Annotated in this window: 26 protein-coding genes and 1 other RNA gene; 16 read left to right on the forward strand and 11 right to left on the reverse strand. The window is 69.8% G+C overall.

The window, feature by feature from the left end; genetic code table 11:
* The coding region (locus tag VGO20_RS17525; RefSeq protein WP_473964859.1) for a thiamine phosphate synthase at positions 1-154 on the reverse strand (154 nt) is incomplete at its 3' end.
* Between the two features lie 47 nt (positions 155-201).
* Between VGO20_RS17525 and VGO20_RS17530 the strand changes: the two genes are divergently transcribed.
* From VGO20_RS17530 to VGO20_RS17540, 3 genes are all read left to right on the forward strand, one after another.
* Complete coding sequence (locus VGO20_RS17530; protein WP_327503660.1) at positions 202-1,239, forward strand: fatty acid desaturase; 1,038 nt, start codon at positions 202-204, stop codon at positions 1,237-1,239.
* Between the two features lie 272 nt (positions 1,240-1,511).
* Entirely contained in the window at positions 1,512-1,736 is a 225-nt protein-coding gene (locus VGO20_RS17535; protein ID WP_327503661.1) for a hypothetical protein, read from the forward strand.
* Between the two features lie 55 nt (positions 1,737-1,791).
* Positions 1,792-2,262, forward strand: coding sequence for a pentapeptide repeat-containing protein (locus VGO20_RS17540; RefSeq protein ID WP_327503662.1), 471 nt, complete (start codon positions 1,792-1,794; stop codon positions 2,260-2,262).
* A 43-nt stretch (positions 2,263-2,305) separates the two neighbouring features.
* Here VGO20_RS17540 and thiE read toward each other — a convergent pair whose 3' ends face one another.
* The 3 genes from thiE to VGO20_RS17555 are packed head-to-tail and all read right to left on the reverse strand — an operon-like array spanning position 2,306 to position 4,433.
* The gene (thiE, locus tag VGO20_RS17545) at positions 2,306-2,941 is read right to left on the reverse strand and encodes a thiamine phosphate synthase (RefSeq protein ID WP_327503663.1); all 636 of its coding nucleotides are present in this window, start codon (positions 2,939-2,941) and stop codon (positions 2,306-2,308) included.
* A gap of 5 nt (positions 2,942-2,946) precedes the next feature.
* Positions 2,947-3,876 carry a class I fructose-bisphosphate aldolase gene (locus VGO20_RS17550; protein ID WP_327503664.1) on the reverse strand — a complete coding sequence of 310 codons (930 nt, stop codon included), beginning with the start codon at positions 3,874-3,876 and terminating at the stop codon, positions 2,947-2,949.
* A gap of 41 nt (positions 3,877-3,917) precedes the next feature.
* The gene (locus VGO20_RS17555) at positions 3,918-4,433 is read right to left on the reverse strand and encodes a hypothetical protein (protein ID WP_327503665.1); all 516 of its coding nucleotides are present in this window, start codon (positions 4,431-4,433) and stop codon (positions 3,918-3,920) included.
* A 165-nt stretch (positions 4,434-4,598) separates the two neighbouring features.
* On the opposite strand from VGO20_RS17555, the gene VGO20_RS17560 reads away from it, so the two are divergent.
* Both VGO20_RS17560 and VGO20_RS17565 read left to right on the forward strand, forming a co-directional pair.
* Positions 4,599-5,519 carry a DMT family transporter gene (locus VGO20_RS17560; protein WP_327503666.1) on the forward strand — a complete coding sequence of 307 codons (921 nt, stop codon included), beginning with the start codon at positions 4,599-4,601 and terminating at the stop codon, positions 5,517-5,519.
* 187 nt (positions 5,520-5,706) lie between these two features.
* Positions 5,707-6,147, forward strand: a complete 441-nt coding sequence (locus tag VGO20_RS17565; RefSeq protein ID WP_327503667.1) for a PRC-barrel domain-containing protein — start codon at positions 5,707-5,709, stop codon at positions 6,145-6,147.
* A 32-nt stretch (positions 6,148-6,179) separates the two neighbouring features.
* Here VGO20_RS17565 and VGO20_RS17570 read toward each other — a convergent pair whose 3' ends face one another.
* Positions 6,180-6,443, reverse strand: a complete 264-nt coding sequence (locus tag VGO20_RS17570) for a type II toxin-antitoxin system HicB family antitoxin (protein WP_327503668.1) — start codon at positions 6,441-6,443, stop codon at positions 6,180-6,182.
* Between the two features lie 488 nt (positions 6,444-6,931).
* On the opposite strand from VGO20_RS17570, the gene ectA reads away from it, so the two are divergent.
* From ectA to VGO20_RS17600, 6 genes are all read left to right on the forward strand, one after another.
* Positions 6,932-7,507 carry a diaminobutyrate acetyltransferase gene (gene ectA / locus VGO20_RS17575; protein ID WP_327503669.1) on the forward strand — a complete coding sequence of 192 codons (576 nt, stop codon included), beginning with the start codon at positions 6,932-6,934 and terminating at the stop codon, positions 7,505-7,507.
* An 11-nt stretch (positions 7,508-7,518) separates the two neighbouring features.
* Positions 7,519-8,787 carry a diaminobutyrate--2-oxoglutarate transaminase gene (gene ectB, locus VGO20_RS17580; RefSeq protein WP_327503670.1) on the forward strand — a complete coding sequence of 423 codons (1,269 nt, stop codon included), beginning with the start codon at positions 7,519-7,521 and terminating at the stop codon, positions 8,785-8,787.
* A gap of 30 nt (positions 8,788-8,817) precedes the next feature.
* A complete protein-coding gene (locus tag VGO20_RS17585; RefSeq protein ID WP_327503671.1) occupies positions 8,818-9,228 on the forward strand; it encodes an ectoine synthase in 411 nt (136 codons plus the stop codon).
* Positions 9,225-10,127 carry an ectoine hydroxylase gene (gene thpD / locus VGO20_RS17590; RefSeq protein WP_327503672.1) on the forward strand — a complete coding sequence of 301 codons (903 nt, stop codon included), beginning with the start codon at positions 9,225-9,227 and terminating at the stop codon, positions 10,125-10,127. The genes VGO20_RS17585 and thpD overlap by 4 nt, the downstream gene beginning before the upstream one ends.
* A gap of 146 nt (positions 10,128-10,273) precedes the next feature.
* On the forward strand, positions 10,274-10,996 hold the full coding sequence (locus VGO20_RS17595) for a hypothetical protein (protein WP_327503673.1): 723 nt from the start codon (positions 10,274-10,276) through the stop codon (positions 10,994-10,996).
* Between the two features lie 6 nt (positions 10,997-11,002).
* Complete coding sequence (locus tag VGO20_RS17600; RefSeq protein WP_327503674.1) at positions 11,003-11,635, forward strand: RES family NAD+ phosphorylase; 633 nt, start codon at positions 11,003-11,005, stop codon at positions 11,633-11,635.
* Positions 11,636-11,830: 195 nt separating this feature from the next.
* On the opposite strand, the gene VGO20_RS17605 is transcribed toward VGO20_RS17600, so the two are convergent.
* The 3 genes from VGO20_RS17605 to tkt all read right to left on the reverse strand — a co-directional run bounded on the left by VGO20_RS17605 (position 11,831) and on the right by tkt (position 15,644).
* The gene (locus VGO20_RS17605; protein ID WP_327503675.1) at positions 11,831-12,415 is read right to left on the reverse strand and encodes a type II toxin-antitoxin system PemK/MazF family toxin; all 585 of its coding nucleotides are present in this window, start codon (positions 12,413-12,415) and stop codon (positions 11,831-11,833) included.
* Positions 12,416-12,559: 144 nt separating this feature from the next.
* Positions 12,560-13,567: a type I glyceraldehyde-3-phosphate dehydrogenase gene (gap, locus tag VGO20_RS17610; protein WP_327503676.1), complete on the reverse strand. Its 1,008-nt coding sequence runs from the start codon at positions 13,565-13,567 to the stop codon at positions 12,560-12,562.
* A gap of 76 nt (positions 13,568-13,643) precedes the next feature.
* On the reverse strand, positions 13,644-15,644 hold the full coding sequence (gene tkt, locus VGO20_RS17615; RefSeq protein WP_327503677.1) for a transketolase: 2,001 nt from the start codon (positions 15,642-15,644) through the stop codon (positions 13,644-13,646).
* 359 nt (positions 15,645-16,003) lie between these two features.
* Between tkt and VGO20_RS17620 the strand changes: the two genes are divergently transcribed.
* The 5 genes from VGO20_RS17620 to VGO20_RS17640 all read left to right on the forward strand — a co-directional run bounded on the left by VGO20_RS17620 (position 16,004) and on the right by VGO20_RS17640 (position 18,257).
* Positions 16,004-16,237 carry a hypothetical protein gene (locus VGO20_RS17620; protein ID WP_327503678.1) on the forward strand — a complete coding sequence of 78 codons (234 nt, stop codon included), beginning with the start codon at positions 16,004-16,006 and terminating at the stop codon, positions 16,235-16,237.
* An 8-nt stretch (positions 16,238-16,245) separates the two neighbouring features.
* Positions 16,246-16,623: a cell division protein ZapA gene (locus tag VGO20_RS17625; protein WP_327503679.1), complete on the forward strand. Its 378-nt coding sequence runs from the start codon at positions 16,246-16,248 to the stop codon at positions 16,621-16,623.
* A 13-nt stretch (positions 16,624-16,636) separates the two neighbouring features.
* Positions 16,637-16,796: non-coding RNA, 6S RNA (gene ssrS, locus VGO20_RS17630), on the forward strand.
* A gap of 31 nt (positions 16,797-16,827) precedes the next feature.
* Positions 16,828-17,427: a 5-formyltetrahydrofolate cyclo-ligase gene (locus VGO20_RS17635; RefSeq protein ID WP_327503680.1), complete on the forward strand. Its 600-nt coding sequence runs from the start codon at positions 16,828-16,830 to the stop codon at positions 17,425-17,427.
* On the forward strand, positions 17,424-18,257 hold the full coding sequence (locus VGO20_RS17640) for a TIGR00282 family metallophosphoesterase (protein WP_327503681.1): 834 nt from the start codon (positions 17,424-17,426) through the stop codon (positions 18,255-18,257). Before VGO20_RS17635 ends, VGO20_RS17640 begins: the two co-directional genes overlap by 4 nt.
* 37 nt (positions 18,258-18,294) lie before the next feature.
* On the opposite strand, the gene VGO20_RS17645 is transcribed toward VGO20_RS17640, so the two are convergent.
* The 3 genes from VGO20_RS17645 to VGO20_RS17655 all read right to left on the reverse strand — a co-directional run bounded on the left by VGO20_RS17645 (position 18,295) and on the right by VGO20_RS17655 (position 21,279).
* On the reverse strand, positions 18,295-19,062 hold the full coding sequence (locus tag VGO20_RS17645) for a phosphotransferase family protein (protein ID WP_327503682.1): 768 nt from the start codon (positions 19,060-19,062) through the stop codon (positions 18,295-18,297).
* A gap of 126 nt (positions 19,063-19,188) precedes the next feature.
* Entirely contained in the window at positions 19,189-20,361 is a 1,173-nt protein-coding gene (gene ampC, locus VGO20_RS17650) for a class C beta-lactamase (protein ID WP_327503683.1), read from the reverse strand.
* 495 nt (positions 20,362-20,856) lie between these two features.
* Positions 20,857-21,279, reverse strand: a complete 423-nt coding sequence (locus VGO20_RS17655) for a hypothetical protein (RefSeq protein WP_327503684.1) — start codon at positions 21,277-21,279, stop codon at positions 20,857-20,859.
* Between the last annotated feature and the right edge of the window lie 290 nt (positions 21,280-21,569).

Here is a 21,569-nt window from a genome sequence, read left to right on the forward strand (position 1 = left end):
CATGGACCCCGTCGCAGCCCAGCTCGGCCGCCAGGTCGGGGCGGTCGTTCATCAGGAAGGCGACGCCGCGTTCCTGGGCGACGGGGCGCAGGGCCTCGGTCGCGCGGCATCGCCTCCGGATGGGGTTCCGGGTCGAATGGCACGAAGAAGCCACGCTATCCGTTATCGGCAGGGACGAACCGGGAAAGTGCGTTGAAACCGATGGCAAGTGTGGATGAAGGGGCCCCGGCGGCCGGACGGACGGATCTCCGCGGCGAGGTGGCGCGGTTCCAATCCCCCACGCGGCGCAAAAGCCTGCTCCAGATCGCGACCTCGTTCGGCGGCTTCTTCGCCACCTGCGGGGCGATGTACGCCCTGCTGGAGGTGTCCTGGTGGGTGGCGCTCGCGCTCGCGCCGCTGGCCGCCGGCTTCCTGGTGCGCATCTTCATCATCCAGCACGACTGCGGGCATCTCGCGTTCTTCCGCTCGCGCCGCGCGAACGACGCCGTCGGGCTCCTGTGCAGCCTTCTGACGCTGGCGCCTTACGCGTCCTGGCGCCGGCAGCACGCCGGCCATCACGGCATCTGGAACGACCTCGATCGTCGGCAGAGCGGCGCCGACATCTATTCCTCCTGCCTCACCGTTGCCGAATACCGGGCGCTGAAGCCGGCCGAGCGCTGGTGCTACCGTACGACCCGGCATCCGCTCGTCGCCAACCTGGTCCTGCCGCCGCTCGTCTTCCTGGTGCTCTACCGGTTTCCGTTCGACATGCCGCCGGAGTGGCGGCGCGAACGGCTTGCCGTCCTTTTGACCAATCTGGCGCTGGTCGCCCTGATCGCCGCCGCCGGGCTGATCCTGGGCTTCGGTCGCGTCGCCCAGGTCCAGCTGCCGGTCATGGTTCTGGCCTCGATCGCCGGCGTCTGGCTGTTTTCGGTCCAGCACCGCGCCGAGAACACGCGATGGCTGCGTCACGGCACGTGGAGCGCGACCGCCGCGGCCCTGGAGGGCTCGACCTGCCTGCGCCTGCCCGCGGTGCTGCAATGGTTCACCGGCAACATCGGCTTCCACCACGTGCATCACCTGAACCCGCGCGTGCCGAACTACCGGCTCCAGGAGTGCCACGAGAGGATTGCGGCACTGCGCGAGGTGCCGACATTGTCCTTGCGCGAGGGGCTGCGGGCCTGGCGTTTCGCTCTGTGGGACGAGGAGCGCGGCCGGATGGCGACGTTCCGGGATGCGGCTCGCGAGGCGGGGCGGTAAGGCCGTTCGGCGGCCATTCCCGTCCCCAGCGTCCGGAACGGGCAGCCGGTTCTGGCCGCCGCGCCTATGGCTGCGGACGTAGTATTCGGTGAGGTTTTCTTTCGGGCACTTGTTTGATGCGCCAGGAGTACGCATATGAAGTCATTGAAAAAGTTTGGTCCCTGGTGTGAGGCAAAAAATAAATCTGCTGGCGGTGAGTTGGTCGATACTCCGCAGCAGGTGATCGAACGGTCCGGTACCCGACGACGAGAGGAGCAATGACGATGCCTGGGATGACACCGCCTGTCGTGATTCCGGCCCTGGTGGCCGCTGGCGTCGCGCTCGCCGTGGTCGGCGGTGGTCCGCGGGAGGAACGCCAGGCGGCCGCAGGCATCCACTACCCGGTCACGCTCTATCTGCCCGAGGCGACCTACGACGCACTCGCGAAGGAGGGAAGGGGCATGCAGGGGATCCAGGATCGCGCGATGCGCCTCCTGGTCGAGGCGACCGGCAGGTAGCGGCCTGCCGGTGCCCAGCACCGCCGCGCCGGCCCGGCCGATATAGAGGACGAAGATGCGCCTGACGATTCTTGGGACCATGGCCTTTCTTGCCGTTGCATGCTCCGTGCCCGCATCGGCCCAGCCAGGGCAAAGCTGCGAGATACGCCCTCGCGTGGACTGCGCGGGAGGGGACCTGTCCGGTCAGGCTCTGACGGAAGCCGATCTGGCCGGTGCGGATCTGTCCAACGCGAACCTCGCCGGTGCCGACCTTCGGGGGGCCGATTTCTACCATGCGAACCTCTCGGGCGCCGATCTCTCGAACGCGCGGCTGTCCGGCGCCAACCTGAGCCGCGCCAACCTGTCCGGCGCCGACCTGTCCGGCGCGGACCTTACCGACGCCCAGATCCGATCCGCGGACCTGAGCGGAGCGAACCTCTCGGGAGCCGACCTTGCGCGCGCCGAACTGACCTACAGCGGTTTCGACGACGCCACCTGGACCGACGGGCGCAGCTGCGCGAAGGATTCGGTCGGCGAATGCCGCTGACGCGTCACCGGCCGAAGGCAGGGAGGCGTCTCGCCGGCGCGGATCAGGCCCCGGCTTCCTCGATCGCCCGCACGAAGGCCCGCACGCCGGCGTCCGGGCCCTCGGCGTGGTCCCACACCGCCGAAACGACGGCGAGGAAATCGGCGCCGGCCCGCACCAGCACGCCGCAGTTCTCCGGCGTGATGCCGCCGATCGCGACCGAGGGCACCTCCATCAGCTCCGACCACCACGCGATCAGCTCCGGCTCCGCGAGGAAGCCGGGGTTCTGCTTGGTCGGGCTGGGGAAGAAGGGGCCGAAGGCGACGTAGTCCGCCCCCGCCTCGGCGGCCGTCATCGCGAGGTGCCGGCTGTCGTTGCACGACACCCCGACGACGGCGTTCGCGCCGACGATGCGCCGGGCGTCGCGGTAGGGCGTGTCCTCCTGGCCGACATGGACCCCGTCGCAGCCCAGCTCGGCCGCCAAGTCGGGGCGGTCGTTCATCAGGAAGGCGACGCCGCGCTCCTGGGCGACGGGGCGCAGGGCCTCGGTCGCGCGGCGGATCGCGTCGTCGTCCGCATCCTTCAGCCGGAGCTGGACGCAGGCGACGTCGCCCCCGTCCAGCGCCCGGGCCAGGCTGTCGGCGAACGCCGCCGGCTCGAAGGCCGGCGGCGTCACGAGGTAGAGGCGGCAGTCGGCCAAGATGCTTACGCCTTGCCCTGGTAGACCTTGACCAGCGTGTCGAGGAGCTGGAGCGCGTCCTCGCGCGGGCGCTGGAAGCTGTTGCGCCCGATGATCGAGCCGTTGCCGCCGCCGTCGCGGATCGCGCGGGCGTCCTCGACCACGGAATCGACGCCCTTGGCCGCCCCGCCCGAGAACACGACGATGCGCCGCCCGTTGAAGGAGGCCTCCATCACGTGGCGCACGCGGTCCGCCAGCGTCGAGATCGGGATCTCCTTCTGCTGGTAGACCTTCTTCGCCTCGCCGTTCTCGAGATGGTCGGTCGGCAGCTTCACCTTGATGATGTGGGCGCCGAGCAGGGCCGCCATGTGCGCCGCATAGGCGATGATGTCGACCGCCAGCTCGCCTTCCTTGGACAGGCTGCCGCCGCGCGGGTAGGACCAGATCACCGTCGCGAGGCCGTATTCCTTCGCCTCCTCGCTCAGGTCCCGGATCTCCTCGTACTGCTCGTACATCGCGTCGGAGGACGGGTAGATCGTGAAGCCGATCGCCGAGCAGCCGAGCCGGATCGCGTCGCGGACATTGGCGGTGACGGCCTGGTCCGCGCCTTCCTTGGTGCGCGACAGGCTGTTCGCGCTGTTCATCTTCAAGATGGTCGGGATCTGGCCCGCGGTCACGTCGGCCGCCGCCTCCATCATGCCGAGCGGGGCGGCATAGGCGTTGAGGCCGGCGTCGACGACGAGCTGCGGGTGGTATTTCGGGTCGTAGCCGGCGGGGTTCGCGGCGAAGCTGCGCGCCGGCCCGTGCTCGAAGCCCTGGTCGACCGGCAGGATGATCATCTTGCCCGTGCCGCCCAGGCGTCCTTCCATCAGTATCCGGGCCAGGTTGGCCTTCGTGCCGGGGTTGTCGCTCTCGTAGTTGGAGAGGATCTCCTTGACGCGGCGAGTCAGCTTCATGGTTCCCTTTTCCCGTTCTGCATGGTGCGGAAATGGCGCCCTCAATAGCCCGTAATGTCCCGGTTTGCAATGTCGGGCGGCCGAACTTCCGTACTACCCAGCAGCCATTCGCGGCACGCCCGGACGGCATCGCTCCGCCCTTCGGGCCCCGAGGCGGTCCCGGACGCGCCTCCGGAGGCGATCTCGGAGGCGATCTCGAAGGCGCTCTCGACCGGCGGATGTATCCGCGCACCCAGCGCTGCGGCGATGCCGGCGACGCGCCCGACGACGTCCGGCGGCCCGTCGAGGGCGACGTCGCCGACCCCCTCGCGCAGCGCGGCGAGGGCGGCACCCGGGCTGTCGGCGCAGTCCAGCACCGCGGTCACGCTCAGCCCGGGGAACTCCGCGCGCAGCCGCTCGACCAGTGCCCGGAACCAGCCGGCGCCGGCATAGCGCCCGGCTCCGCGGCCGCTGACGATCAGCAGGGGCATGCCGAGTGCCGCCGCCGCCGCCGCCGCGGCGCGGGCCTCGTCGAGGGCGTGGACGCGGATCGCCCGGTCGGTCCTGATCTCGCTCATGGCGCGGACGGCGGGGATGCGGTTCGAGGGGGCTTGGTGCGCACCGGCGCATAATGGCGTCCGGGGCGGCCGAGATTAAGCGGAATCTCCCTGGTCCCGCGGGCGTCCGGGCTTGACCGCCCGCGGCGGGTCGGCTTACGTGCGTCCTCCCACGAAGGCGCGACGATGCCCGATCCCGACAGTTCCTCCCGACCGTTCTCCTGGCGCCGCCTCTACGACGCGCCGTGGCTGCTGTTCTTCATGGCCCCGCTGTTCTGGTCGGGCAACTTCGTGCTCGGCCGGGCGGTGGCCGGGGAGATCCCGCCGGTCGGGCTCGCCTTCTGGCGCTGGACCGTCGGCTGCCTGATCGTGCTGCCCTTCGCCTGGCCGCATCTGCGCCGCGACCTGCGCGAGTTCGTGCGCCGGTGGCCGACGGTGCTGGTGCTGTCCGCGGCGGGCATCGCGGGGTTCAACACCTTCGTCTATATCGGCCTCCAGGACACCACCGCGCTGAACGCGGTGATGATGCAGTCGACGATGCCGATCGCGATCGTTGCCGCCAGCTTCCTGCTGTTCGGCGAGCGGGTCGGCCCGCTGCAGGGGCTGGGCATCCTGGTCTCGCTCTCGGGGGTCGGGGTGATCGTCGCGCGCGGCGACTGGGGCACGCTGGCCGGGCTCGCCTTCAACCGCGGCGACCTGTGGATACTGGCGGCGGTGGTCAGCTACGCGCTCTACACGGCGCTGCTGCGCCGCCGGCCCGTGGTCCATCCGCTCAGCCTGCTGGCGGGGACCTTCGGGCTCGGGGCCGTGATGCTGCTGCCGCTCCTGGCCTGGGAGATGGCGTCGGGCCGGGTCATGCCGGCGACGCCGGCGGCGTTCGGCGCCGTCGCCTATGTCGCGGTGTTCCCGTCCGTCCTCGCCTATTTCTGCTTCAACCGCACGGTCGAGCTGATCGGCGCCAACCGGACCGGCCTGTCGGTCCACCTGATGCCGGTCTTCGGCACCTTGATGGCGATCGCCTTCCTGGGCGAGAGCCTGCGCTGGTACCACGGCGCCGGCGTCGCGCTGATCGCGGCCGGGATCGTGCTGGCCGGCCGGCGCCGCTGATGTCCCCCATCCCTCGGCGCAGGCTTCGGCTCGAGGGCGGGTTGGCCGGGCCGGTCGGACCGCACCACGATCCGCCCGCCGCCCGGCGTGCGGATCGGCAGGCTTGAAAGGCCCGGCGCGGCGCCCTCGGAACGAAACGGCGCGCCCCGGTATTGAGGCTGGAAGAACTCCTCCTCACGAGGGCCGCATGCGCACCATCTCCCGATCCTGCCTCGTCCTCCTCGCAGCATTGCACGCGCTGCCCGCCGCGGCCCAGGGCACCGGCGACATCGCGTCGGCCGCCGGCAGCGCCGTCGACGCGCTCGCGTCCAGCGCCGTCGACGCGCTCGCGTCCAGCGCCAAGGACAAGCTCCTGGTCAAGGACATGCTGGGCGCCGAGGTGAAGGGGCCGGACGGCAAGACGATCGGCACCGTGGAGAACCTCGTCGTGCTTCCGGGCGGGCGGGTCGTCGCGGCGATCGTCGCCACCGACGCCAAGGACACCGGGCGCATCCCGGTGCCGTTCTCGGCCGTGAAGATCGCCCGGGCCGGCGGCAAGCTCGGCTTCGAGCTGCCGGTCGGCCTGTCCGAGCTGAAGGGCATGAAGGAAGTGCAGGCGCTGGCGGGGGCCGTGCCCGGCCTCGACTAGGCGGCTGCGGGCACGGCCCCGGCCGCGCCTGCCTACTTTCCACGTCCCATGGCGGCGCGTTCGCGCAGGCAGGCGCCGGCGACCGCGGAGCGCCGGCGCGCCTCGGCGATGACGTCGTGCGCCGGACGCGGCGCGGGCAGGTCGTTGCCGGCCGCGACCCAGCGGTACAGCGCCCTCTGCGCCTCGTGGAGCGCGTCGTCGACCGTCGGCGCGCGCACGGTGCAGGCCGGCAGTCCGATGATCTCCACCTGGTAGGCGTCGGCGACCCGGCAAACGATCGTTATGTATCCATCCATGACGGAAAAAAGATCCTCCCTTTGCTTGTCGCGTCTGAAGCCGGGCGGCAGACGGGGCGAGGCACGCCCGGCGTTTTTCTGCGTGATTTATTCGGAGGGGTATCCGATGTGCATTCCCGAGTAGATCATGCACATTGAAACGGCTGTGGCAATCGAAAAATGCATCCAAGTTCAAATTGTAGTGTATTGAAGTATAGATCCTGTGTTGATTTGAGAAATACATCGAGATTAAATGGGTAGAGAAATCGATAGTGATTTTAATTTGTCTGGTGCCGGCAGGTGGCGTTCAGGGTTGACATTCAAGATCCATGGTGTATCTCTGGATGCAACCTGGGCGCCCGATCGCACATATTGTCGGGCGTCTCCTGACGAGGCAGCTCTTCCGGTTGGTTCCGGGGGTGTGGGTGCCTTCCTGTTGCCGGGATGAATTGTCTTCCGAGGAGACATCCATTTTCGACCATTGATTCGAACTGCCAATGACTGGACCGATGTCTGTGAGTTCCATGATGCGCCCCGCGCGCCATCCCGACGCTTCCGGCCCGCCTTCGGGCGTGCTTTGGAGCGAAGCCTGCGACGGGCTGTCGCTCAGGAACGCGACGTTCGGGGACGGCGCCGACATCTGGCGGCTGGTCGGCGAGACCGGCGTGCTCGACCTGAACTCCCCCTATGCGTACCTGATGATGGGCAACTGGTTCGCCGACACCAGCGTCGTCGCGGCGGCCGACGGCCGCCTCGCCGGCTTCGTGATGGGGTTCTCTCCCCCGCGCCAGGCCGACACCGTCTTCGTCTGGCAGGTCGGCGTCGCCGCGGCGATGCGCGGCCGCGGCCTGGGCCGGCGCATGCTCGACGCCCTGGTCCGCCGCTCGCCGGGCGCGATCCGCTACCTCGAGGCGACCGTCACCCCGTCCAACGAGGCCTCGGAGGCGCTGTTCCGCGGCTTCGCGCGCAGCCGCGCGGCCCGATGCGCGGTGAGCGACCTGTTCCCGTCCCATGCCTTCCCGACCGGCGGGCACGAGGCCGAGCGGCTGTTCCGCATCGGCCCGCTGCTGCCCCGACAACAATGAGGAAACCACCCGTGGAAACCTTCGAACGGCACGAATCCAACGTCCGCAGCTATGTCCGCGCCTTCCCGGAGATGTTCGTCTCGGCCAAGGGCTCCCGCCTCGTCGGGCGGTCGGGGCGCAGCTACATCGACTTCTTCGCCGGGGCGGGTGCGCTCAACTACGGCCACAACGACGAGGGCATGAAGCGGCGCCTGCTGGACTACGTCGCCGGCGACGGCATCGCCCACAGCCTGGACATGGCGACCGAGGCCAAGGCGGCGTTCATCGAGCGGTTCCACAGGGTCGTGCTGGCGCCGCGCGGCATGGCGCACAAGATGCTGTTCCCCGGCCCGACCGGCACCAACACCGTGGAGAGCGCGCTCAAGCTCGCGCGCAAGGTCACCGGCCGCAAGAAGGTCGTGAGCTTCACCAACGCCTTCCACGGCATGACGCTGGGCTCCCTGGCCGTGACCGGCAACGCGTTCAAGCGCGACGGCGCCGGCCTGCCGCTGAACGACACGTTCTTCATGCCCTATGACGGCTACATGGGCGAGGATTTCGACACGCTGGCCTATTTCGCGCAGACGCTGGAGGACGGCGGGTCCGGCCTCGACCTGCCGGCCGCCTGCATCGTCGAGACGGTCCAGGGCGAGGGCGGCATCAACGCGGCCTCGATGGCGTGGCTGCGCCGCCTGCAGGACATCTGCCGGCGCTGGGAGATGCTGCTGATCGTCGACGACGTGCAGGCCGGCTGCGGGCGCACCGGCACCTTCTTCAGCTTCGAGCCGGCCGGCCTCGACCCGGACATCGTCTGCCTGTCGAAGTCGCTGTCGGGCTACGGGCTGCCGATGTCGCTGACCCTGGTCAAGCCGGAATACGACCGCTTCGCGCCCGGCGAGCACAACGGCACGTTCCGCGGCAACAACCACGCCTTCGTGACCGGAACCGAGGCGCTGCGCTTCTGGGAGGACGACGGCCTGGAGAAGGAGGTCGCCCGCAAGGCCGAGACGGTGCGCGCCGGCTTCGCGCGGATCGCCGGCATGGCCGGCGGGCTGGCGCCGGAGCTGCGCGGCCGCGGGCTGATGCAGGGCATCGCGCTGAACTCCGGCGAGGCCGCGCGCGCGATCTGCACCGAGGCGTTCCGCCGCGGCCTGGTCCTGGAGACCTCGGGCCCCGACGGCGAGGTGGTGAAATGCCTGTGCCCGCTGACCATCTCCGACGAGGAGCTGCGCCAGGGCCTCGCCATCCTCGAGGAAGCCTTCGCGACCGTGGCCGCCGGCCCGGTCCGGACGGCCGCCTGATAATCTGAACAAGAAGACAGAGACCACGCCATGATCGTCCGCAATCTCGCCGAGGACATCCTCGGCACCGAGGCCGAAGTGAAGGCCGCCACCGGGACCTGGACCAGCCGCCGCCTGCTGCTGAGCCGGGACAAGATGGGCTTCTCGTTCCACGACACGCTGATCCATGCCGGGACCGAGACCTACATCCACTACGCCAACCATCTGGAGGCGGTGTACTGCGTCTCCGGCGAGGGCGAGATCGAGCTGATCGAGACCGGGGAGACGTTCCAGATCCGGGACGGCACGATGTACGCGCTCAACGGCCACGAGAAGCACAAGCTGCGCGCGACGAAGGAGCTGCGCCTGATCTGCGTCTTCAACCCGCCGCTGACCGGCCGGGAGGACCACGACGCATCCGGCGTCTACCCGCTGCTGACCGACGAAGAGGAGGCGGCATGAACGGGCCGGTGGTGACCCAGGACCTCTACCCGTCGCGCAAGTCCCCCGAGCCCGGCACGATGGAGCGCCGGGACCCCGTCGTGTGGGGCAAGGCGGGGGAGGGGCCGCTGAGTGCGGACGAGCTCGCCTTCTTCGAGCGCAACGGCTACCTGTGGATGCCGGGCTTCATCGGCGCCGACGAGGTCGCCTCGGTCAAGGAGGAGCTGGACCGCCTGTGGCGGTCCCATGCCGACGACCGCACGGACGAGGTGATCCGCGAGCCGCGCAGCGACGAGATCCGCTCGATCTTCCGCATCCACGAGACCAGCGCGGTCCTGCGCCGCCTGATCGCCGACCCGCGCTTCGCCGGCCGTGCCCGCCAGATCCTCGGCAGCGCCGTCTACATCCATCAGTCGCGCATCAACTACAAGCCGGGTTTCCGGGGCAAGGAGTTCTACTGGCACTCCGACTTCGAGACCTGGCACGTCGAGGACGGCGTGCCGAACATGCGGATGCTCTCCTGCGCGATCGCGCTGACCGAGAACACCGTCTTCAACGGCCCGCTGATGGTGATCCCGGAATCGCACCGCACCTATGTGCAGTGCGTCGGCGAGACGCCGGACCAGCACTACAAGGAGTCGCTGCGCGCCCAGGAATACGGCGTGCCGGACGACGCAAGCCTGCGCCTCCTGGCCGAGCGCGGCGGGATCGAGACGCCGACCGGCCCGGCGGGATCGGTGATCTTCTTCGACTGCAACCTGATGCACGGCTCGAACGGCAACATCTCGCCGTTCCCGCGCTCCAACGTGTTCGTCGTCTACAACAGCGTCGAGAACACGCCCCTGCGGGCCTTCGGCCCGCGCGAGCTGCGCCCGCACTTCCTGGGCTCCCGCGACTTCACGCCGACCGACGCGTATTGAGGCCGGCGCGGACATCCCCTCTTCCGTGCAGCGGGAGAGGGGATGTTCAACCGGACGTGACTCGCTCGGAACCTCCAAACCGGTGCCGTGGTTGTCAAAGTTGACGTTGACGGCTATGTTGGCTGCCAGGGACTGGAGGAACGATCATGGCCGCATTCGGGAAGGAGCATCATAAGGAAAAGCGAAGCGGGCATGGTTACGGCGTCCGGTCTGGAGCCCTGAAAGGCGTCAAGGTTGCCATTGTCGACACGCCCGGGGGCGAACCCCGGTCCCCGGCATACGCGGCGGATGTCGATTTTGCCGTGGTCCCCCGGACCGCAAGGGCCAGGGAGATCGTCAGGAAGGCGCACATCGATGCCAAGGGCATCCTGAGCGAGACGCTGGAGAGTATCGGCCCGTCTGGCGCCGCGGAACGTGCGGAGACGGAGACTGCCCGGTCGGCGCTGCGCGCCGATGCCTATGCGCCGGATGCGCGGGCACGGGCGATCCTGCGCGGCCGCGAGATCGCCGAGAACGACCTTCGGGCCAGCGGCGGCGCCTATGAAATGGACCAGGTACGGATGCTGATGGGCAACATCTCCCGTCAGGCGGTCGCCAAGAAGGTCGCCCAGGATGCCCTGCTGGCGGTCGATGGTCTCAAGGGAAGCCGACGTTACCCGACCGTGCAGTTCCAGGGAGACGGTTCGGTCGTGCCGGGCCTGCGCGCGGTGCTGCGTGCCCTGCCGGACAAGAACCCCTGGGTACGCCTCAATTACCTCGTGAACCCGGAGCCGCGGCTCGGCCGGCGCCGGCCGATTGATCTGCTGCGCGAGGGCAAGGTCGATGCGGTGGTCCATGCCGCTCGGCTGATGGGCGAGCAGGGCGCATAGCCGCCCGTGCCACCTCATGCTCCGATCGCGGCCCCTCCCGATCCGTTGCCGCGGCCGCCGGCGGATCTGGCCGGCCGGACGCTGCCTGTCCGAACCGTTTCCGTCGGCGAGACCCTGCCGCGCTTCCACGACGCCCGGCATGGCCCGGTGTTCTTCAACCGCACCAGGGACTATCGCTGGAACGCGCCGCAAGGCTCCTACGGCGTCTGCTATGCCGGGCTCAGCCTCGAGGCCAGCTTCGCCGAGACTTTCCTGCGCACGCCCGGCGCCACCCTGATCTCCATGGACCTCGTCGAGACCCGCGCCCTGTCCCGGCTGGTCGCAACGCGGGAGATCCGACTGGTGGAGATGGCCGACACGGGCCTGGCCCGGCTCGGCGCCACCAGCGCGGTCTGTTCGATCCTGCCCTACGACCTGCCTCAAGAGTGGTCGGCCGCCCTGTACGCTCATCCCGAACGCCCCGACGGCATCCTCTACCGGAGCAGCCACGACGACGGCCAGTTCTGCGCGGCGTTGTTCGAACCCGCCGGCAACGCCCTGGAGGACGACGGGCGGCGCGAGACCAACCTGCTGGCGTGCGGCTGGTTCTGGGACCTCATGGACCGATACCTGATTGGCCTTCCGCCAGGCGCGCTATAACGGTTCGCGGCCGCTCGGGCCGCAGCGCTTCCAGGTCCCATGCCACGCCGCACTGGTCTCGGCCAGCCCGAAAACTGATGGGGAGGGCTCCTTGCGGACCCTCCCCATGACGCTTTTCGCGAAGCTATGTGATTCCCTTGCGGGAATAGGCGACCGTAGCCGCAATTCCTTATCTAATCTTCCGGCGATGGTCGGTCAAGCCTCCCCTGCCGGAGAGAGCGGCGGTGCGGTCAACCGATCCAGCTCCCTGGTGGCGCGGGCCTCCACCTCGCTCTCGAAGCGCTCGTCATACTCTGCTTGGAGAGCTGTGCGCATCTCGGCCTCCCTCCGGGCAACCTCGTTCCTCACATACCCCTCGACCACCGCGCAGCCTGATGCGATCGCCCTCGCGACGCCCAGCATCTTCGCTGCGGGGAGCTTGGGTACGACCAGCCGCCGGCCGTCGTAGTATCGTTCCAGCCTATGGATCCGGACCGTATAGATATGATTGCAGACGGCCCAGACCGGGACATCCGACACCGGGTTCGGGTTGATCGCCAACGGATGATGGTAGGGCTTGGCGACGCGTGGTTTGGTGCTGGTGAGGGGGACGAAGGAGACGCAGGCCGTCTTTTCGTCCAAATCCGGGCATCCTCTTATCAGTACGCCGGGATGATAGCCGGTGAACTCGGGCTCGACGGAGTCGTCGAACATTCCGATCCAGTACACCTCCGCAGCCCGGGGAGCGCGCTGGATGGATATCCGCACCGGGTTCCAGTGCGGTTGCTGGCCTTTGGGCATGATCGTCTCGGCAGGTCGTCGCCGAGTGCGATGGTAACCAGTCCTGCACGAAAAGGGTAACCCAAGTTTCGCGCGGTGCCGGCTTTCCCTCCTGCCGGCAGATTGCGGCCGCCCCCGTCACCGGGCGCGGCCGCTTCCCGTTCCTCAGCCGACCTTCGCCAGGGCGACGGCGGTGTCGCTCATGCGGTTGGAGAAGCCCCACTCGTTGTCGTACCAGGTCAGGATGCGCACGAGCGTGCCCTCGACCACCTTCGTCTCCTCGAGCGCGAAGATCGAGGAAAGGGGGTCGTGGTTGAAGTCGGTCGACACCAGCGGCTCGTCATAGACGCCGAGCACGCCCTTCAGCGGGCCCTCGGCGGCGGCGCGGATTGCGTCGTTGACCTCCTGGACCGTGGTGGCGCGCTTGGCGACGAACTTGAAGTCGACGACCGAGACGTTCGGGCTCGGCACGCGGATCGAGGTCCCGTCGAGCTTGCCCTTCAGCTCCGGCAGCACCTTGCCCACCGCCTTGGCGGCACCCGTCGTGGTCGGGATCATGTTCAGCGCCGCGGCGCGGGCGCGGTGCAGGTCCTTGTGCATCGTGTCCACGATCCGCTGGTCGCCGGTGTAGCTGTGGATCGTGGTCATGAAGCCCTTCTCGATCCCGAGCGCGTTGTGCAGCACGAAGGCGACCGGGGCGAGGCAGTTGGTGGTGCAGGACGCGTTGGAGACGATCTTGTGCTCCGGCGTCAGCTTGTCGTGGTTGACGCCGTAGACGACGGTGATGTCCTCGTCCGTCGCCGGGGCCGAGATCAGCACCTTCTTCGCGCCCGCCGCGAGGTGCTTGGCCGCGTCGTCGCGCTTGGTGAAGATGCCCGAGCACTCCATCGCGATCTCGACGCCGAGCTCGCCCCAGGGCAGCTGCGTCGGGTCGCGCTGCTGGACGACCTTGATCGCGTGGCCGTTGACGACCAGCACGCCGTCGCCCGCCTCGACCGTGCCCGGGAACCGGCCGTGCACGCTGTCGTATTTCAGCAGATGGGCGTTGGTGTTCACGTCGGCGAGGTCGTTGATCGCGACCACCTCCACGTCGGTGCGCCCGGACTCGTAGATGGCGCGCAGCACCAGCCGGCCGATGCGCCCGAACCCGTTGATCGCAACCTTGACAGCCATCCTATCCTCCTTGGTCCGTTCCGGGCGGGGGGCCGTGCCGCCCGCCCATGCTCGTCTCGTCGTGTGTCGCCCCGAATTACAACCGAGCGGCGACGGCGGCCACGACCGCGTCCGCGGTAATGCCGAAATGCTCGTAAAGCTCCTGATAGGGAGCGGACTCGCCGAACCCCTTCATGCCCACGAAGATGCCGTCCGACCCGATGTAGCGATCCCAGCCCAGCCGTACCAGCGCCTCGATGCCGACGCGCAGCGTGCCCTCGCCGATCACCTCGGCCCGATAGGCGGCATCCTGCTGCTCGAACAGCTCCCAGCTCGGCATCGAGACGACCGCGGCGCCGATGCCGCGCTCCTGGAGCAGGCGGCGCGCCTCGACCGCGATCGACACTTCCGAGCCGGTCGCGAACAGGGTGACCTTGCGCCCGCCCTCGGCCGGCCGCAGCACGTAGGCGCCGCGCGCCGACAGGTTCTCCCGCGCGTGTTCGGTGCGCACCGTCGGCACGTTCTGGCGCGTCAGGGCCAGCAGGCTCGGCCGGTCCGCCGTCTCCAGCGCGATCTGCCAGCATTCCGCGGTCTCGACCGCGTCGGCGGGGCGGAACACCAGCAGGTTCGGGATCGCGCGCAGTGCCGCGACGTGCTCGACCGGCTGGTGGGTCGGGCCGTCCTCGCCCAGGCCGATGCTGTCATGGGTCATCACGTAGACGACGCGCTGGCGCATCAGCGCCGACAGGCGGATCGCCGGCCGGCAGTAGTCGCTGAACTGCAGGAAGGTGCCGCCATAGGGGATGATGCCGCCATGCAGCGCCAGGCCGTTCATCGCCGCCGCCATCGCGTGCTCGCGCACGCCGTAGTGGATGTAGCGCCCGCCATAGCCGGTGCGCTGGACGACGGCGGTGTTCTTGACGCGCGTGTTGTTGGACGGCGACAGGTCGGCCGACCCGCCGACGATCTGCGGCACCAGCGGGACCAGCACGTCGAGCACGTTGCCCGACGCGACGCGGGTCGCGAGCTTCGGCGTCTCGGCCGAGATCTTGCGCTTGAACTCGTCGATCGCCGCCGCGAAGCCCTCGGGCAGGCGGCCCTCGGCCGCGGCCCGGAACGCGTCGCGCAGCGCCGGCTCGCAGGCGTCCAGGCGGTCGGCCCACTGCGCGCGGGCGTCGGCGCCCCGCCGGCCGAAGCCGCGCCACGCCTGCTCCACCGTCTCCGGGATCACGAAGGGCTCATGGCTCCAGCCGAGCTTGGCGCGGGTGGCCGCGATCTCCTCGGAGCCGAGCGGCGCGCCGTGGCAGTGATGGGTCCCGCCCTTGTTGGGGGCGCCGTAGCCGATGATGGTCTTGCACGAGATCAGCGACGGCGCGTCGGTGGTGCGCGCGTAGTCGACCGCCATCGCGATCTGCTGCGGGTTGTGGCCGTCGACCTCGCGCACGTCCCAGCCATAGGCGCGGAAGCGGGCCAGCGTGTCGTCGGTGAAGCTGAGCTCGGTCGGCCCGTCGATCGAGATCTCGTTGTCGTCCCACAGCACGATCAGCTTGCCGAGGCCGAGATGGCCGGCCAGCGACGCCGCCTCGTGGCTGATGCCTTCCATCAGGTCGCCGTCGCTGGCGATCACGTAGGTGTAGTGGTCGACGAGGTCGTCGCCGAAGCGGGCGTTCAGGATGCGCTCGGCCAGCGCAATGCCGACCGCCGTCGCGAGGCCCTGGCCGAGCGGGCCGGTCGTGGTCTCGATGCCGTGGCTCTGCATCACCTCGGGATGGCCGGGCGTCAGGCTGCCGAGCTGGCGGAACCGGCGCAGCTCGTCCATCGTCATGGCCGGGTGGCCGGTCAGGTGCAGGATCGAGTACAGCAGCATGGAGCCGTGGCCGGCCGACAGCACGAACCGGTCGCGGTCCGGCCAGGTCGGGTCGGCGGGGTCGAACTTCAGGAACCGGCCGAACAGGACGGTCGCCACGTCGGCCATGCCCATGGGCATTCCGGGATGGCCGGACTTGGCGGCCTCCACGGCATCCATGGCGAGGACGCGGATCGCATTGGCGAGTTGTTCGTGGGTGGCCGCCTCGGGGGCGGCGGGCGTCGTCGTCATGGTGACGGGTTTCCTGGACCGGTGCTGGGCATGGGGCCGCGGGCCGACCGCCGCAGGCGGGGCCGGGCTCGAAACGGGCGCACCATGCCGCCCCACCGGCAGCGCGTCAACACATGAGTCGCGCAGTATTCGGCAGGAGAAGCCGAAGTCGCAAACCTGCGCCGACGCGCGAACATCCCCTCTCCCGTGCAACGGGAGAGGGAGGGGCCCGGCCGACGGCCGGGAGGGTGAGGGCAGACCGCCCGCAAATCCTCGCCTTGCCGCCTACGCGACCGCGGTTGACGCGCCGCGCCGCCCGCCCGTAATGTCGGCCGTTCGCCGTTCTTCCCGTGCCGCAGTTCCGGGGCCGCCGCCCGCCGATGATGCAGAGATCCTCCGTCGAAATCGCGCTCGGCCGCCTGGACGCGGCGCTTTCCCGCCTGGACGCGGCCATCCGCGCCCGCGAGGCGCGCGCCGAGGCGGAGCGCGGGGAACTCGTCGCGGCGCTCGAAACGGCGCGCACCGCCGAATCGTCGGCGCGGAACGCCGCGGACGACGCGGCGCGGCGCCTGGAAGCGGCGATCGGCCGCCTGCAGACCGTCTTGGAGGACTGAAACCGCAAATGGCGCGTGTCGACATCACGCTGAACGGCCGTGTCTATACGGTCGCCTGCGAGGACGGGCAGGAGCCCCGGCTGCTCGAGATCGCCCGCTACCTGGACGCCAAGCTGCGCGAGGTCGCGCGCGGCAGCGGCGCCGCGGCGGCCGGCGAGGCGCAGCTCCTGGCCATGGCCGCCCTGGTGGTCACCGACCAGCTCTTCGACCTGAAGGCGGAGTACGATGCCCTGGCCGAAGGCCAACTGAATGGCGCCGAAGGTCAACTGAACGGCGCCGAAGGCCGGCTCCCCGCGGGCGGTTCGGCCGACACCGCGGTGGCCGCCGCGGTCGACGGCATCGCACGGCGCATAGAAGATATTGCAGCGCGCCTCGAGCGTGCCTAGATTTGGGATCGGAAGGTCGCTGTCTGGTGCGACAGGCTGCTATATCCCTGGGGCCGATTCCAATCCTCTAGGGAGCTGTCCCTGCCGGGGCCGTGGTCCCGGTACATGGCGCCCACCTGCATTGTGCAGGCCACAGAGGATACGCACACGCCATCGGCCGAGGCGGCGCCTTCCACCCTCTCTTCTTCCAGCCTCCGGCATGCCATGACCGACGTTCCGGCGACCGACGTTCCGGCCGAGAAGCGGGCCGCGCGCGCCGAAGCGCGCCGCCGGCGCGATCTGGCGGCCGCCGATGCGCCCGGCGCGGCCCGGTCCGTGATGGAGCGGGTCCTCTCCGGGGTGCCCGTCCCCGCGGGCGCGGTCGTCTCCGGCTACTGGCCGATTGGCTCCGAGCTGGACGTCCTGCCGCTTCTGCGCCACTTCTGCGATGCCGGCCATGTCTGCGCCCTGCCGGTCGGCGAGGGCAGGGGCCGGCCGCTGCGCTTCCGGGCGTGGCGTCCCGGCACCGCGATGGTCGAGGCGGAGTACGGCATCATGGTGCCCGCCCCGGAGGAGCCCTGGGTGACGCCGTCCGTGCTGCTCGTCCCGCTGCTGGCCTTCGACCGGGCGGGCTACCGGCTCGGCTACGGCGCCGGCTACTACGACCGGACGCTGGCGGCGCTGCGGGCCGCGCACCCCGTGCTCGCCGTCGGCGTCGCCATGGCCGCGCAGGAGATGGACGCGGTGCCGCGCGACCGCTACGACCAGAAGCTGGACTGGATCGTCACCGACCGCTTCGCCCTGCACACGGGACCACAGGCATGAACCTGCTCTTCCTCGGCGACGTCGTCGGGCGTGCCGGCCGCGACGCGGTGCTGGCCCATCTTCCCGAGCTGCGGCGCCGCCTCGCGACCGACTTCGTCGTCGTCAACGGCGAGAACGCGGCCGGCGGCTTCGGCATCACCGAGAAGATCGCCCGCGACTTCTTCGACGCCGGCGTCGACTGCATCACGACCGGCAACCACGTCTGGGACCAGAAGGAGCTGGTCGGCGCCATCGACCGCGAGACGCGCATCCTGCGGCCGCTGAACTTCCCCGAGGGCACGCCGGGCCGCGGCGCCGCCGTGTTCCAGGCGCCGCGCGGGCGGCGCGTGCTGGTCGCGAACGTGATGGGCCGGCTGTTCATGGACCCGCTCGACGACCCCTTCGCCGCGGTCGGGCACGTGCTGCGCCAGGTCCGGCTCGGCGCCGGCGCGGGAGCCGGAAACGGTGTCGACGCGGTGATCGTCGACGTCCATGCCGAGGCGACCAGCGAGAAGATGGCGATGGGCCATTTCTGCGACGGCCGCGCGAGCCTCGTCGTCGGCACCCACAGCCACGTGCCGACCGCCGACCTCCAGATCCTGCCCGGCGGCACCGCCTACCAGTCCGATGCCGGCATGTGCGGCGACTACGACAGCGTCATCGGCATGAAGAAGGAGGTCTCGATCGCCCGCTTCGTGCGCAAGCTGCCGACCGAGCGCATGACCCCGGCCGAGAACGAGGCGACGGTGTGCGGCGTCTTCGTGCGCACCGACGACCGTACCGGCCTCGGCGTGCGGGCCGAGCCGGTCCGCATCGGCGGCCGCCTCGCCCCGCACCTGCCGGAGGCGTGAGAGGCGCCCGGCCGCGTCGCGCACGCCCGCGCGAAGGCTACGCGGCGCCGCGACCGGCGGCCCAGGCGACGACGCTCTCGCGCATCGCGTCGACGTGGCGGGGGTCTCCGGCAAGCTCGGCAAGCTCGGACAGCCTGTGCATACCGACCAGCACGCCGATCCGCTCGCGCTCGACCGGCTTTCCGGTCATGCGCGCATAGCGCTCCGCGATCCCGCGCGTCAGCTCCAGCGAGATGAACGCCGGGTACGCGAAGTCCTGGTGCAGCGGGCCGAAGCCGGAATCGGCGAAGTCGTAGACGCCCCCGATGCGCTGGCGCTCGTGGTCGAACGCCATGTTCCAGCCATGGCCGTCGAAGAAGCCGTAGGTCGTCCCCAGCGGGTCCGGGCCCATGGCCTCGTAGGCGTCGACCGTCCTCTCGCACAGCCGCCGATGCTCGGCCGGCACCAGCGGCAGGGCCTTCGAGCGGACGTCCTCCGGCGACTGCCAGGCAAGGATCGCGACGGCACCCGCATCCCGCATGGCGGCGGGGTCGAGGTCGTGGAGCTGGGCGTAGAACAGCGCGAGGTCCTCGGCCAGCCGGTCGCGCGCCGCCGCCGGCAACCGCCCGTACTGCGCGCCGAGGAGGTGTTCGCCCCTGATCTTGGTATGCCGGGAGAACGGCATCGGCCCCTCGACCAGTTCCAGGTCCGGGACCGGCATCGAGAGGTGCGGGCGCACCGCCGCCAGGATCCTCGCCTCGCGGCGCAGCGCCCGTTCCGCCTCGTCGCCGCGCGGGAACTTGCAGATCAGCCGGCCGGTCGGCATCGATCGCCAGCGAGTGCCACCCCATGCCGACCGGCCGGAGGCGGGCGTCCCGTAGCTCGGGAAACGCCTGGAGGAGGGCGTCCCGGTAGCGCGTGATGTCGACGGCCGGTTCCTCCATCCCGCGGCTCACTCCGCCCGTGCGGCGAGCGTCTCCAGGATCGCGTGCGCCGCCTCGATGCGGGCGGGGATCGGGACGTTCCTGTTCGCCAGCATGACGATGCCGATCCTCCTTTCCGGGACGAAGGCCACGTAGGCGCCGAAGCCGTTGGTGGAGCCGGTCTTGTTGTACAGCGTCGCTCCGGCCGCCGCGCGTGGCGGGATCACCGCCGCCGCCGCATTGGCTTCCATGGCCATGGTCCGGGAATTGCCGGCAAGCAGCCGTTCCAGCGTGACCGGATAGGGATACTGCTCCCAGCCGAGGCCCTGCACCATGCCGCCGACGCTGAAATACCCGACATGCGTCCCCTCCACGGCGCGCCGGATCGTATCGTCGAGCGTGTCCGGCCGGATGTTCGCCTCGACGAACCGGATCATGTCCGCCGCCGAGGACTTCACGCCGTAGGCCTGCGCGTCGAACATGCCCGGGCTCACCCGGACCGGCCTATCCGCCCTGTAGCCCCAGGCATAGTCCCCCATCTTCTCGGTCGGCACGCGGACATGGGTGTGGCCGAGGCCCAGCTTCGCCAGCAGCTCCCCCTCCAGCGCCTCTTCGAAGCTGCCGCCCAGTGCCAGCCCGGTGACGTGGCCGAGAAGGCCGATGCTCGGGTTGGAGTACCGGCGCGTCTCGCCCGGCGCGGCCTCCGGCCTCCATTGCCGGAAATAGGCGACCATCCGGCCGTGGGTCCGGACCCCGTCCGGAAACTGCAGCGGCAGTCCGCCGGCGGTGTAGGTGCCGAGATCGATCAGGCGCGCCCGGTCGACCGCGCTGCCCCGCAACTCCGGCATGTACCTGCCGGGATTGTCGTCCAGCGACATCTTGCCCAGCACCTGCGCGTAGGAGGCGAGCATGCCGGTGAAGGTCTTGCTGATCGAGCCCAGCTCGAACAGCGTGTCCTCCGTGACCGGGCCGTTCGTCTCCCTCGACGCGACCCCGTAGTTCATGAAATGGCGCCGCCCGTCGATGGTGACCGCGACCGCCATTCCGGGAACCTCGTGCTCCCGCATCAGGGGCAGGACGGCCTCGTCCACGACGGCGGCGACCGGGCCGGCCGCATCGCCCGCGGCGGCCGGGCCGCCGGCTGCGAGGAACGACGCGGCGGCGACCGCCAGTCCCAGTTCGAGTATGGCCCTGCTGTTCATGGAATCCGCCGTGATCGAAAAGAACCCCGTCCGGCCGGGACGGGGCGTCGATCGTAACGGCAGTACCTGGGTGCGGGCTGAAGCTTTTTTGCCTTCCACCGGCACGCGACCACGGCGCCGCGGCGCGGCGTTCCGTGCGCGAGGACCGTGTCCGCACCGTATCGCTCGACGAGCTCGATTCGTATTTCGACGAGATGAAGGCGAAGGGCGCCGAGATGTTGTCCCCGAGGCGGCGCGCTGGCCTTTGAGTTCACTCCCGAACGGGAGGAGGACGTCCGATCCTGCTATCGCCGAGGCGTCATCGGCTGGTCGCGCGATTTCGCCGACGACCATGACCGTTTGGTGCGCCAGGCGATCCGGGATGGACTTGGTCGATTGCCGGAAGCAAGAGGCCGGGGAGGCCCGGCGCGATGGTCCGGGCGCCCCGGCATTGGGTCGTCCATGAAGTCGGTTGCTGCCCGGGCTCATGCCGCCGGAGCGGTGAGCTGGTCGCCCTTACAGCCCGTCGTCGTCCTCGATCCCCATGTCCTGGTTCAGGATCGTGTGGTCGCGCTCGCCCAGGCCGGCGCCCGGCCGCGGCTCGACCTCGCCGATGGCGGTCTCGTTCTCGCGCAGGCCGACGCCGGCGCCGCGCAGCACGTCCTCGTCGCCGCCCGGCAGGACCGACTCGTCCCCGACCGGCCCGACCGTGATCTGCTGGTCCAGGCCACGCAGGTCGTCCCGCTCGGGCAGGACGTCCCGGTCCTCGGTCAATCCCGGCGAAGGCAGCGACCGGCCGGCCTCGTCGGGGGCCGTGATCCCCGCGGGCGTCTCGTCCGGAACCGTCTGCGCTGATGCGGGGGCCGCCGCGGCCAGGGCGAGGGGGGCGGCGAGGATGGCCGCCGCGGCGACGAGCGGTGCGTTCGGCGTTCTGGGCATGGCCCTCTCCTTCGTGTGGAAAAAAGGCCAACAGGGCAGGGCGCCCGCGGTTCCGTCATTCGCACACGCGAACATCTCCTCTCCCGCTGGTGCGGGAGAGGAGATTCTCAACCCGTTTACGCTCGCCTCGACCGGACGCCATGACCCTGACGCCCCAATCTAGCCATATTGACTTTCTATCCAGGGAATGCGCTGTAGGCGGCTTCGGCCGTGCCGGCGCGCCTTCCAGGGGACAGTTCCGCCGCGTGCGGCCATGCACCACATGTGGTAGAAGCCTACCGCATAGCCCA

The sequence above is a fragment of the Arenibaculum sp. genome (genome assembly GCF_035998295.1).
GTDB lineage: Bacteria > Pseudomonadota > Alphaproteobacteria > Azospirillales > Azospirillaceae > DASYHS01.

What these genes read in the sequence shown, in the direction of transcription:
- VGO20_RS17530 (WP_327503660.1), top strand. Translation starts at nt 202, where the DNA reads ATGGCAAGTGTGGATGAAGGGGCCCCGGCGGCCGGACGGACGGATCTC.
- VGO20_RS17535 (WP_327503661.1), top strand. Translation starts at nt 1,512, where the DNA reads ATGACACCGCCTGTCGTGATTCCGGCCCTGGTGGCCGCTGGCGTCGCG.
- VGO20_RS17540 (WP_327503662.1), top strand. Translation starts at nt 1,792, where the DNA reads ATGCGCCTGACGATTCTTGGGACCATGGCCTTTCTTGCCGTTGCATGC.
- VGO20_RS17550 (WP_327503664.1), bottom strand. Translation starts at nt 3,876, where the DNA reads ATGAAGCTGACTCGCCGCGTCAAGGAGATCCTCTCCAACTACGAGAGC.
- VGO20_RS17555 (WP_327503665.1), bottom strand. Translation starts at nt 4,433, where the DNA reads ATGAGCGAGATCAGGACCGACCGGGCGATCCGCGTCCACGCCCTCGAC.
- VGO20_RS17560 (WP_327503666.1), top strand. Translation starts at nt 4,599, where the DNA reads ATGCCCGATCCCGACAGTTCCTCCCGACCGTTCTCCTGGCGCCGCCTC.
- VGO20_RS17565 (WP_327503667.1), top strand. Translation starts at nt 5,707, where the DNA reads ATGCGCACCATCTCCCGATCCTGCCTCGTCCTCCTCGCAGCATTGCAC.
- VGO20_RS17570 (WP_327503668.1), bottom strand. Translation starts at nt 6,443, where the DNA reads ATGGATGGATACATAACGATCGTTTGCCGGGTCGCCGACGCCTACCAG.
- ectA (WP_327503669.1), top strand. Translation starts at nt 6,932, where the DNA reads ATGTCTGTGAGTTCCATGATGCGCCCCGCGCGCCATCCCGACGCTTCC.
- VGO20_RS17585 (WP_327503671.1), top strand. Translation starts at nt 8,818, where the DNA reads ATGATCGTCCGCAATCTCGCCGAGGACATCCTCGGCACCGAGGCCGAA.
- thpD (WP_327503672.1), top strand. Translation starts at nt 9,225, where the DNA reads ATGAACGGGCCGGTGGTGACCCAGGACCTCTACCCGTCGCGCAAGTCC.
- VGO20_RS17595 (WP_327503673.1), top strand. Translation starts at nt 10,274, where the DNA reads ATGGCCGCATTCGGGAAGGAGCATCATAAGGAAAAGCGAAGCGGGCAT.
- VGO20_RS17605 (WP_327503675.1), bottom strand. Translation starts at nt 12,415, where the DNA reads ATGCCCAAAGGCCAGCAACCGCACTGGAACCCGGTGCGGATATCCATC.
- gap (WP_327503676.1), bottom strand. Translation starts at nt 13,567, where the DNA reads ATGGCTGTCAAGGTTGCGATCAACGGGTTCGGGCGCATCGGCCGGCTG.
- tkt (WP_327503677.1), bottom strand. Translation starts at nt 15,644, where the DNA reads ATGACGACGACGCCCGCCGCCCCCGAGGCGGCCACCCACGAACAACTC.
- VGO20_RS17620 (WP_327503678.1), top strand. Translation starts at nt 16,004, where the DNA reads ATGATGCAGAGATCCTCCGTCGAAATCGCGCTCGGCCGCCTGGACGCG.
- VGO20_RS17625 (WP_327503679.1), top strand. Translation starts at nt 16,246, where the DNA reads ATGGCGCGTGTCGACATCACGCTGAACGGCCGTGTCTATACGGTCGCC.
- VGO20_RS17635 (WP_327503680.1), top strand. Translation starts at nt 16,828, where the DNA reads ATGACCGACGTTCCGGCGACCGACGTTCCGGCCGAGAAGCGGGCCGCG.
- VGO20_RS17640 (WP_327503681.1), top strand. Translation starts at nt 17,424, where the DNA reads ATGAACCTGCTCTTCCTCGGCGACGTCGTCGGGCGTGCCGGCCGCGAC.
- VGO20_RS17645 (WP_327503682.1), bottom strand. Translation starts at nt 19,062, where the DNA reads ATGCCGACCGGCCGGCTGATCTGCAAGTTCCCGCGCGGCGACGAGGCG.
- ampC (WP_327503683.1), bottom strand. Translation starts at nt 20,361, where the DNA reads ATGAACAGCAGGGCCATACTCGAACTGGGACTGGCGGTCGCCGCCGCG.
- VGO20_RS17655 (WP_327503684.1), bottom strand. Translation starts at nt 21,279, where the DNA reads ATGCCCAGAACGCCGAACGCACCGCTCGTCGCCGCGGCGGCCATCCTC.